We start from the raw sequence: 11,010 nt of genomic DNA on the forward strand, positions 1-11,010 counted from the left end.
TTTATTTGCCTTCCGGCATCAACCCAATAAATGAGGTCTTTTTCCGTGGTTCACTCATCAGAGCTTCCAGTTTCTCAACACAGCGCAGATAATGTGGTGTTGTTTTATGAGCTGCAACGGCTGCCTCATCAGTATAGGCTTCATAGATATAAAAACGGGTCGGGATGTTCTCATCCTGCAATACGTCAAACCGTAAATTGCCCGGTTCTCTCACAGAACCAAGGTGATTATCCCGGAATACCTCGATAAATTCGGCGATCTTGTCGGCTTTGACATTAATCTCAACTAAAGTAACGTGCATATTATTCTCCCTTTGCTTTCTCACTCAGGAACAACTCATAAGCCTGAGCAGGCTTTTCATTGTGATGCACTACCGCCTGAACAGCTTTAAGCATGGCTATCGGTGCTTCTGACTGGAAAATGTTGCGCCCCATATCGACACCGGATGCACCCTGATCAATGGCCTGATAGCACATGGTTAACGCCTCCAGCTCTGGCAACTTCTTACCTCCGGCAATCACAATCGGCACCGGGCAACCAGCCGCAATCCGTTCAAAACCGGTATCAACATAATAAGTTTTGATGATATTCGCGCCCATTTCCGCAGCAATGCGGGTTGCCAGTGAGAAGTAGCGCTGATCACGCGCCATATCCTTACCAACACCCGTTACCGCCATCGTCGGCATACCATAACGTGTGCCCTGATCCACCAGCTTGATAATATTTTTGATGGACTGATGTTCATACTCTGAACCAATATAAACCTGTGCCGCCACAGCACAGACATTCAGCCGGAGCGCATCTTCCATCGCAACAGCAACCGCCTCATTAGAAAGCTCAGTCAGCATGGAGTTTGCACCAGATGCGCGCAGTACCACCGGTTTATTGGTTGCCGGCGGAACCTGACTGCGCAAAATACCACGTGTACACATCAGCACATCGGTATGTTCAAACAGCGGAGCAATATTGATGTCGATACGCTCCAGTCCGGTTGTCGGCCCCTGAAAATAACCGTGATCAAATGCCAGCATCACCGTTTTATTGGTTGCCGGATTGAAAATCCGCGCTAAACGCGACTGCATTCCCCAATCCAGCGCGCCACAACCTTTCAGTTCAAACAGCGTATTCTTTTGCGGTGTATCAATGCCAAAATCTTTACCGTCTTTGATATCATCTAAATCTGCCATTTTTCTCTCCAGAAAATAGCAGAGTCAGGCTGTGTGCCGACTCTGCGAAACATGAATCAGAAATCGTATTGGTTGATGTTTTCTTTGGTAAAAATCACGCGCTCCGGCATCACAACAATGCCATTGCCCTTCGCTTCAAAGTTATATCCCTGAACGCTATTCGGTGAAACCTCAAGTGTACCGATGTCAGGAATAGTTAATTTATCGCCCACATTCAGGTCGCCCTTTTTCAGCATTTCACTGGCAACATGAATCGCTATCTTGCCCTGTTTAACGACATCCCACAGGGCAAACTGTTTGACTGTGCCGTTTTCGACATAAGGACGCATGACATTCGGTGTGCTGAACCCGACAATCGCCACATCCTTACGTTTCAGGTTTTCCGCAGCCTGTGCCGCCGCTGGCAACGCATTAGCATCAGGGGCAATAATCACATCCAAATCACCCCATGCTTTCAAAATGCCTTCCGCAGTCTGCAAAGACTTGGTCGCATCGTTATAACCAAACTGCGTGGTCACAACTTCCCAGTCAGGATGTTCTGCGGTAATTTTGTTCTTGGCTTCTTTCACCCACTGGTTTTGATCTGTCACTGTGGGGCTGGAGTAAAAAAACGCCACTTTCGTTTTTCCCTGTTTCTCCGCTTTTTCTTTTTTCACCTGACTGGCGGCCATTTCCACTAATAACCCACCCAACTGTTTTGGTGTTCCCTGATCGATATAGATGGAACGGCATTCTGGTGCAGTGTCTGAATCCCACGTCAGTACTTTTACACCACGCTGCATAGCTCGTTTCAATGCCGGACACAGACCATCCGGTGATACTGCCGACACGATAATTGCGTTATATCCCTGATTCACAAAATTATTGATAAGCTGTACCTGCCCCGCCACACTTGGCTCGGTCGGGCCATCATAAGTAACATCAATCCCCAGCGCCTTACCCGCTGCCACTGCTCCCTGCCCACCGCTGGTAAAGAACCCGACACCGACCAGCTTCGGAATAAACGCAATCCTGTCAGCAGCCTGTGCCCAGGAAGCACATGCCAGACTCAATACACCTGCTAAAACCAGTTTTTTCATTGCCGATTTTTTCATTATCAGTGCTTTCATGCCTGTCTCCGCTCTTTTCTCTTTCAGTTCAGGAACCGTTTTCTATTTAAGAAATCATTCAGGAGTAGCTCATTAAAAAGCTGATGACCGCCAACGCTGCCACCAGCCCCGGATTTGATGGCGATGCAGAGAAACAGAACGCCCGACCACCACCACGATGAGCAAAGCGCCGGATAAGGCGCTGGATATCTGACTCGGGATCCCCATCATCTGCAACCCTTGCTGTAAGTATCCCACCAGCAGAACAGCCAGTGCTGTGCCGATAACAGAACCGGAGCCACCATAGATATTAGCTCCACCTAAAACTGCCGCAGTAATGGCTGGCATCAGAAACGAACTACCCAGATCTGAGCGGGCTGAGCCAAAATAGGACACCAGAATGATCGCAGCCAGAGCCGAAGACAAACCCAACAGGACATACAGCAGACACAATGTTTTATTGACAGGAACCGCCGCATAACGGGCGACACGGTTATTCATCCCAATCAGAAAAACGTTACGTCCCCGATGAGTGCGATGCATAAACAACCAGAATCCGATGACGCAAAAAATAAAAACAACTAACGGGACAGGCAGTTTCAGTAATGTCAGATTAGCAAAATCAGTAAATGCAGCCGGAAAACCTCCAATGCCCTCATAACCTGTCGCACCGGATAACCCCGACAGTAATAACGCGCTCCCGCCAAACAGGTACATGGTTCCGAGGGTAATAACCAGCGGATTCACACCGGTATAGAAAATCAGCCCGTAGTTAATCAGGCCACATATCATTCCCACAATCAGAGTCAAAGGAAGAGCGGCTATCATCGGCATTCCGGACTGATTCATTATCCCCAGTGCAATAGCACATAAGCCGATAACAGCGCCAAACGAAATATCAATTCCGCCACTGACAATCACCATCGTCAGCGGCAGAGCAACAATACCAATACAGATAAAATCACTGGTACTGAACAACAACACATTGATATCCAGCATACGTGGATTGGCTATGCCAAATAACAGAATCTCCAGTACCAGCAAAATAGCGAGGGCGGTTTCCCATCCATGACGTTTAATCGCACTTATCATGATGTTCTCCTGCCTGCTTCCGATGAATGGGCTACGGGTTCATCGGCGGGTTTAAGAAAACAGGCATAACGTTGCTGACGTAAATTCTTTTCAACAGCGCTGCGCAACCGGCCATCAAGTACCAACACTAGCAGTAAAACCAGACCGGCAATAAAATCGTTCCACCATGCCGGTAATCTGAGTAATACCAACACACTGTCGATCTGAGTCAGGAAGTAAGCTCCGAAAATCGCCCCTATCACGGTTCCCACGCCGCCCAGCAAACTAATACCACCCAACACACAGGCAGCAATTGCTTTCATTTCCAGCCCGCTTCCCGTCTGATTCGGAATAAATCCAATCTGAGCCACAAAGACAATGCCAGCCAGTGCTGCCATCACACCATTTGCGGCAAACGCAGCAATACGAATGCGATTCACCGGCACACCAATCTGTCGCGCCCCTTGCAGATTGTCACCAGTAGCATAAAATCCGCGGCCAAAATTCGTGACTTTCAGCATCCACGTCATTGCCAAAACCAGTAAGATCAACAACCAGCCAATGAACGAGATGCCCAATAAAACAGGTCTGGCGAGTTCTTTCACATCAGCAGGCAGGCCCTCGATCCATTTCCCGCCTGTCAGCAGTAGCATCAGACCCCGATATAACCCCAGCGTACCTAACGTGGCAACAATGGCCGGAATTTTCAGCCAGACCACCAGCACACCATTTATCAGCCCCGCGGCCATACCCGCCAAGAGTGTTATAAGGCAGGCTATCGGCAGGGGAAAACCGGCATTGAGTGACATCCCCAGCACTACAGCACATAAACCGGTGGTCGAACCGACAGAGACATCAATATTACGCGTGAGCATCACCAGCGCAGCGCCCATTGCCAGCAACATCAGGATTTGCGCATTCGCAAAAATCATGGTGACAGTCTGAAAACTAAAAACATCGTGTTCCAGACTTCTTAACAGGGCAAACAAACCTAAAATAGCGATCAATGCAGTGGCTTCACGATTGTTCTGAATAAAGGTCTGAATGAATTTCAACATAGCGCCCTCTCACCAAACGAAAGATGCATAATGGCATCCACACTCATATTGGATTTATCAAGGTGGCCACAGATTTCTCCGTGATGCATCACCAGCGCCCTGTCAGCGAGCTGCACAATTTCATCAAGATCAGAGGAGATAAGCAGAACCGCCACTTGCTGGCTGGCAATACTGCGGATCAACTGATAAATATCAGTACGCGCACCGACATCAACACCCCGTGTCGGTTCATCAATAATCAAAACAGCGGGTTTCGCCTCCAGACATTTCGCAATCAAAATCTTCTGCTGATTCCCGCCAGACAAAGTACGTACCGGCTGACTGGCATGGCTGTAACGAATATTGAGTGCCCGGCGATAACGCTCAAGCACAGCGGCATCATAGGCAGGACGGGTCCAGAAAGCGTTCTGGTTGTGAGTCAGTGAACACACATTCCAGCTCAGGGAAGCATCAAGAAATAACCCCGATGCCTGCCGATCTTCCGGCAGATAAACCAGACCACGCCGTAACCGGGCTGCGGTATTCAACGAATTAAGTACCTGCTGACGTAAACGGATTTCGCCACTCACCACAGGCCGCAATCCATATAACGTTTCCGCCAGCTCCGTACGCCCTGCCCCTACAACACCCGCCAGACCGACAATCTCTCCGGCTTTCAGTGTCAGGGAAATATCCCGGAAACCTTCACCACACAAAGCAGTCACTTCAAGCATCGGGTCAGCGTGATCACCTGCGGGCTGACGATTTCCGGCATCCAGCCATAACTTCTGTGTTTCTGTTAATACAGAATCTTTTACCGTGGGCGTAATTGCCTGAATGATGGTTTCTGTTGAAAAGCCCGCCATTGCCCCGCTGAGAGCAATCATGCCATCCCGCATCACACTGACATAATCAGCAATCTGACGAATTTCAGGGATCTTATGGGAAATAAAAATGATCCCAACCTGTTGCTGCTGTAACTCCCGTATCCGCTCAAACAACCGTTCTGTTTCGGCGGGTGTCAGGGAGGCTGTCGGTTCATCAAGGATCAGAATACGGGAATTGCGCATCAGGCCACGCATGATTTCCACCATCTGCTGATCCGCCACATCCAGACTTCCTGCTGGCGCACTCAGGTTTAACCGGCAGTTCAGCTGTGTCAGCAGTTGCTGCATCCGGCTTTTACTGGCTAGGTGCTTAGGCAGGAGAAACAGAATATTTTCCTGAACAGAAAGATTGGGAAATAACAAAGGTTCCTGCGGTACCAGATAAATGCCCAATTGGTGTGCTTTAGCCGGAGTCAGCTGACTAATGGTATTTCCTTCCATCATCAGCGCTCCTGCATCCGGCTGCTCAAGGCCCGCAATGATCTTCATCAGTGTTGACTTACCGGCGCCATTTCCTCCCAGTAAGGCATGAACCTGCCCTGCCATCAGAGTGAAATCAATCTGCTTCAACACGACTAAACCAGCAAACTGTTTAACGATCCCCCGAACAGACAATAGCGGTAACATAGGTAATGTATTAGTGGCTTGTTTTTGTAACGAATGTTTTTGTAACGAATGCTGTTGTGATGGATGACTTTGCAATAAATGAGTTTGCAATGAATCATTGGCGGAATTGCTTTGTGACATCATGCTACCTCAGGGTGTTTATGATTTTGCTGCTTTCCGTCCCAATTCTGACACTGACTCCGATACTCAACATGAACATTTATAAGATTAAAAATCTTTTGTTCATGACTCTAATTCATATTATGAAATATTTGCAAAATTTTGATCACATTTTATGAAAAAATTAGATCTTCATTAAGATATGTTCAATTTTTGTGGAATACCTCTGGCACGACAGAGGCTTTCATGCTTAATTCTTTTTCAGGGAATAAATAAGTTGTTATGACAATCAAACCAAACAAGAAAAAATCAGCATCAGAAAAAAACGTGTCATCCGAGGATCTTCATTATTCGGATAATGGCTATACCAGCCATAGCTATTCAGAAAATAGTTATCCAGAAAACAGCGATTCAGGAAACAACATGAGTGAAGAAGAACTACTGGCCCGGGTTGCCTGGTTTTACTATCACGATGGCCTGACACAGGGAGACATCGGTGAACTGCTTGGCCTGAGCCGGCTTAAAGTCTCCCGTTTGCTGGAAAAAGGGCGGCGCTCCGGTGTGATCCACGTTCAGATAAACTCGCGCTATGAGGGTTGTCTGGAGCTGGAAGATGCTCTGAAAAAACGTTTTAATCTGAATAAAGTGCGTGTCCTTCCCGCCCTTGAAGGCATTAACCTGAATACCCGGTTAGGTACCGGAGCTGCCCATCTACTGATGTCACTGATTGAACCCCGCCAGCTTCTGGCGATCGGTTTTGGTGAAGCTCCTATGTGCACTTTACAGCATCTGAGCGGTTTTATTTCCTCCCAACAGGTGCGACTGGTGACACTGTCCGGTGGTGTTGGCCCTTATATGACCGGTATCGGCCAACTTGATGCAGACTGCCCTGTCAGCATCATCCCTGCACCACTTAGGGCATCAACCCGGCAGGTTGCCACAACATTCCGTGAAGAACGCAGTGTGCGGGATGTCATACTGACTGCCTGTGCTGCTGATATCGCCGTTGTCGGCATTGGAGCCATCAATCAGAGGCAACAGGCGACTATCATGCGTTCCGGCTATATCAGCGATGGTGAACAACTGATGTTCGGGCGCAAAGGTGCTGTCGGGGATATTCTCGGTTACTTTTTCAATGCTGAAGGTGAATTGGTCAGTAATATCGATATTCATCAGGAACTGATCGGCCTCTCACTACCAGAGCTGAAAACGATCCCAAACGTGATTGGTGTCGCTGGTGGAATTGAAAAAGCCGATGCCATCGTTGCGGCGCTAAAAGGCGGTTATATTAATTCACTGGTCACGGAAGAAAAAACCGCAAGGGCGATGCTGATGTGATTGTCTAATAACTGATTCTCCTGTGCCATATCGTAGTCATCATCAACAACCGGCAGGCTAATAAGATAACGACAAACGAGGATAGCATTATGAACCAACGCACTCATGCTCACTCATCAGGGAATTATCTGATGGCGCTTGATGCAGGAACAGGCAGTATACGTGCAGTCATATTTGATCTGGAAGGTAATCAAATCTCTGTTGGGCAGTCAGAATGGGTGCACCAGCCTGTACCGAATGTCGCAGGTTCAATGGAATTTGATCTGCAAACCAACTGGCAACTTACCTGCCAATGTATCCGTCAGGCCTTGCAAAAAGCTGAACTACCAGCCAGCGCAATTCAGGGGGTTGCAGCCTGCTCAATGCGGGAAGGGATCGTCCTGTACAATCGGAACGGCGATCCCATATGGGCATGTGCCAACGTTGATGCCCGTTCCAGCCATGAAGTCAGTGAACTGAAAGAGCTGTACAATAATACGTTTGAATATGATGTTTATCGCTATTCAGGTCAGACATTAGCGCTGGGAGCAATGCCCCGCTTATTGTGGCTTGCCCACCACCGTGCTGACATTTATCGACAAGCCAGTACGTTAACGATGATTAGTGACTGGCTGGCCTATATGCTGAGTGGTGAACTGGCCGTTGATCCATCTAACGCAGGCACCACCGGCATGTTGGATTTAGTGAGCCGCGACTGGCGCCCCAGCCTGCTGGAAATGGCCGGATTGCGTTCTGATATTCTCTCTCCGGTTAAAGAAACAGGTACATTACTCGGATACGTAACAAACAAAGCGGCAGCAGAGTGTGGTCTCGACAGCGGAACACCGGTCATTATGGGGGGTGGAGATGTTCAGCTCGGTTGCCTTGGTATTGGTGTTGTCAGGCCCGCTCAAACCGCAGTGCTTGGTGGCACATTCTGGCAGCAGGTCGTTAACCTGCCGGAACCGATGACCGACCCCAACATGAACATCCGTATTAATCCTCACGTAATCCCCGGCATGGCACAGGCAGAATCTATCAGCTTCTTCACCGGCCTTACCATGCGCTGGTTCCGCGATGCTTTCTGTGCCGAAGAAAAACTGATGGCAGATCGGCTGGGTATTGATGCTTACGCTCTGCTGGAAGAGATGGCGGCACGGGTTCCCGCCGGATCATATGGTGTGATGCCAATCTTCTCCGATGTCATGCGCTTTAAATCTTGGTATCACGCTGCGCCTTCCTTCCTCAACCTGTCGATTGATCCGGAAAAATGCAACAAAGCCACTCTGTTCAGAGCACTGGAAGAAAATGCGGCTATCGTCTCAGCCTGTAATCTGGATATCGTTGCGACATTCTCGGGTGTTCAGCCAGATTCTCTGGTTTTTGCTGGTGGTGGCTCAAAAGGCAAACTCTGGAGCCAGATCCTCTCAGATGTCACCGGGTTACCGGTAAAAGTTCCCGTCGTTAAAGAAGCTACGGCTCTGGGATGTGCTATCGCCGCTGGTGTTGGGGTATCACTGTATGACTCCATGCCGGAAACGGGGGAAAGATTAGTGCGTTGGGAGCGGGAATATCTGCCGAACTCAGACCACTGGGATGTTTATCAAAAAGCAAAAAAAGATTGGCAGGCAGTGTATGCTGATCAACTTCATCTCGTCGATGATGGCCTGACAACTTCGTTGTGGAAAGCGCCGGGTTTGTGATTTTTTTGTTGAGTGGCCTCTTATTAATCAGAGGCCAGAATAGACACGATTATCTTTAGTCTTCAACCGCATTCATCACAATTTCAGGTACAGTCGGGCGCCCATTGACTAAACAGGTAGCGACAAACGTCGCATCAGCATACACAACGCCATCAACCAAAATTTGCTGCTCAAAATTAATCCGGTTACGCTTTTCATTTCTGGCGACTTTGCAGGTCACCTCCATCTTATGCCCTTTCTGGAGGCTTTTTCTAAAGCGCAGGCTATATTCAATAATGACGTGCATGCGCCCGGCTTTGAATTCTTCTTCTAAATCCAGACCTAACGCTTCTTTCATAAACGCATGCCGGGTCCATTCCAGATAGAACGGATAATAAAGCCCATCGACAACACCTTGAAAATCAACGTGCTGTTCGTCCACCAAATACTCTTTAGAAAACATCACAGATCCTTAAAATAATTTAACAGAGCAAATCTCATCGGAAAGAGTAAACCTTCAAAATCCTTTTTAGAAGTATCTTCTCCCGTACATACATTTATTGCCATACTCGTATTATCAGTCAGACCGTAAATGAAACTGATACCATGAAATATATTGTGCTTTCTTCTTTCTTCATCTATGACATTATTTACATCATTCTTTAAAACATCATCCCATATCACTGTGCTTACATCACCACCCTTTATTTTTGTCAGTTCTAAGCCAATTTTTATTAGTAGGCTGTCTTTATGTATACCATCGTAATAAAACTTCTGGTCCCAACCCGCATATCCGTTACTCTGATGAGCTGATACATTATTATTCTCGACTAGCAGAGTTGATACATATGTGACACGTTCAAAATTATTAAGAAACTTAATCACCTCATTACTATGGCGATGAAAGTCTATTTTTATTTTTTTTGAATCCATTTGACCCTCCTACATTCGGTTATATTAGATTTATTCAATGTCATATCAAACTTACCCGATATAATAATCTGTTTTTCATCCATGATGGTCACTACACCAATTCTGACTCCCTCATCATATCTTACATAGCACAACTTATTATTATTTGATTCAATGCTATTATCATCAGAAATAATACAGAACTCTCCAAAATTGATATATGGCTCTCCATATTGGCCTCCAACCTGAACTAATTCAACATCAGGTAATGTACGACTCGCCATAATAAATAAAGTATCCTCATCCAACTTAGTATATTCTGCGAATTGTGGAGGAAAACCTTCGCCCGTCAAAATCCATTGCGGCTCTACCTGAAGACCATTTTCTTTGAAGAAATCTGAGACATGGCTTATTACATGGTTTTTTCTTACCGGAAAAGAACTTCCCGATTCCCAACGCGTATACGTGGTATATGAGATGTCTTCTCCTTTAGCATGTATATAATCAACCACATCATGTGTCGTCTTTCCAGTCGCGGCTCTACAGCATTTCAAACGCTTACCAATAGTATCCAGCATTCTTTTCGCCTGTTACGTGTTTTACTATATACACTTCGTCTTTCAAGTTGCCTCTTTGTTGGCTGCGTTCGCTCACCCCAGTCACATAATTATCTATGCTCCAGGGGATTCTCTCCCGTGACGCATCTTGAAATCCATTGTGTATAGTCTGATTTTAAAAGAATAAACACCAAATTCAGGCGTTATTACATTACAATTAATGCGATTTTATTGCATTAATTATTTGTCATATGCTAGTCTCTAACGCACTAAGGCTTTTTAGTGTTAGAGACTAACATAGTTATCTCACTTAATGCTATTAGAGCAACACAACCCATTTTATTCTCACTTTTGTTTCCATAGGAAAAAATAACGAATGAGACTTTTAAAGGAAGTGTTAGCCATAAAATCTTGGTCTCTATTAAGTAATAACATACCAAATATTCATCACATCATCATGCAAATAAACTCATTTTGCATAGCAGTTTATTATCACGTACAAAATTATATTTCATATAAAAAGCCCCATAATGATATATATATCAC

Annotated in this window: 11 protein-coding genes; 2 read left to right on the forward strand and 9 right to left on the reverse strand. The window is 46.5% G+C overall.

The features are described from left to right. Position 1: 1 nt before the first annotated feature. The 6 genes from lsrG to lsrA form a co-directional block, all read right to left on the reverse strand. Positions 2-301, reverse strand: coding sequence for a (4S)-4-hydroxy-5-phosphonooxypentane-2,3-dione isomerase (gene lsrG / locus AACX38_RS13970; RefSeq protein WP_228860179.1), 300 nt, complete (start codon positions 299-301; stop codon positions 2-4). A 1-nt stretch (position 302) separates the two neighbouring features. Beyond that, the gene (lsrF, locus tag AACX38_RS13975) at positions 303-1,187 is read right to left on the reverse strand and encodes a 3-hydroxy-5-phosphonooxypentane-2,4-dione thiolase (protein ID WP_099120274.1); all 885 of its coding nucleotides are present in this window, start codon (positions 1,185-1,187) and stop codon (positions 303-305) included. A 56-nt stretch (positions 1,188-1,243) separates the two neighbouring features. Then, positions 1,244-2,281: an autoinducer 2 ABC transporter substrate-binding protein LsrB gene (gene lsrB / locus AACX38_RS13980; protein ID WP_228864636.1), complete on the reverse strand. Its 1,038-nt coding sequence runs from the start codon at positions 2,279-2,281 to the stop codon at positions 1,244-1,246. Positions 2,282-2,368: 87 nt separating this feature from the next. Further along, positions 2,369-3,367 carry an autoinducer 2 ABC transporter permease LsrD gene (gene lsrD, locus AACX38_RS13985; protein WP_255712105.1) on the reverse strand — a complete coding sequence of 333 codons (999 nt, stop codon included), beginning with the start codon at positions 3,365-3,367 and terminating at the stop codon, positions 2,369-2,371. Continuing rightward, the gene (gene lsrC / locus AACX38_RS13990) at positions 3,364-4,392 is read right to left on the reverse strand and encodes an autoinducer 2 ABC transporter permease LsrC (protein ID WP_370630635.1); all 1,029 of its coding nucleotides are present in this window, start codon (positions 4,390-4,392) and stop codon (positions 3,364-3,366) included. Before lsrC ends, lsrD begins: the two co-directional genes overlap by 4 nt. 5 nt (positions 4,393-4,397) lie before the next feature. Beyond that, a complete protein-coding gene (gene lsrA, locus AACX38_RS13995; RefSeq protein WP_228864639.1) occupies positions 4,398-5,897 on the reverse strand; it encodes an autoinducer 2 ABC transporter ATP-binding protein LsrA in 1,500 nt (499 codons plus the stop codon). A 381-nt stretch (positions 5,898-6,278) separates the two neighbouring features. On the opposite strand from lsrA, the gene lsrR reads away from it, so the two are divergent. Further along, positions 6,279-7,334 (forward strand): transcriptional regulator LsrR, encoded by a 1,056-nt coding sequence (gene lsrR / locus AACX38_RS14000; RefSeq protein ID WP_255712108.1) that lies wholly within the window; start codon positions 6,279-6,281, stop codon positions 7,332-7,334. A gap of 89 nt (positions 7,335-7,423) precedes the next feature. Further along, entirely contained in the window at positions 7,424-9,016 is a 1,593-nt protein-coding gene (lsrK, locus tag AACX38_RS14005; protein WP_228864635.1) for an autoinducer-2 kinase, read from the forward strand. 55 nt (positions 9,017-9,071) lie between these two features. On the opposite strand, the gene AACX38_RS14010 is transcribed toward lsrK, so the two are convergent. From AACX38_RS14010 to AACX38_RS14020, 3 genes are read right to left on the reverse strand one after another with little or no spacing between them, the layout of a single operon-like run. After that, the gene (locus AACX38_RS14010; RefSeq protein ID WP_099120278.1) at positions 9,072-9,458 is read right to left on the reverse strand and encodes an acyl-CoA thioesterase; all 387 of its coding nucleotides are present in this window, start codon (positions 9,456-9,458) and stop codon (positions 9,072-9,074) included. Then, entirely contained in the window at positions 9,458-9,928 is a 471-nt protein-coding gene (locus tag AACX38_RS14015; RefSeq protein ID WP_099120279.1) for a hypothetical protein, read from the reverse strand. The genes AACX38_RS14010 and AACX38_RS14015 overlap by 1 nt, the downstream gene beginning before the upstream one ends. Then, entirely contained in the window at positions 9,910-10,485 is a 576-nt protein-coding gene (locus tag AACX38_RS14020) for a hypothetical protein (protein ID WP_099120280.1), read from the reverse strand. Before AACX38_RS14020 ends, AACX38_RS14015 begins: the two co-directional genes overlap by 19 nt. Between the last annotated feature and the right edge of the window lie 525 nt (positions 10,486-11,010).

The organism is Xenorhabdus sp. PB30.3 (assembly GCF_963895965.1).
GTDB lineage: Bacteria > Pseudomonadota > Gammaproteobacteria > Enterobacterales > Enterobacteriaceae > Xenorhabdus > Xenorhabdus stockiae.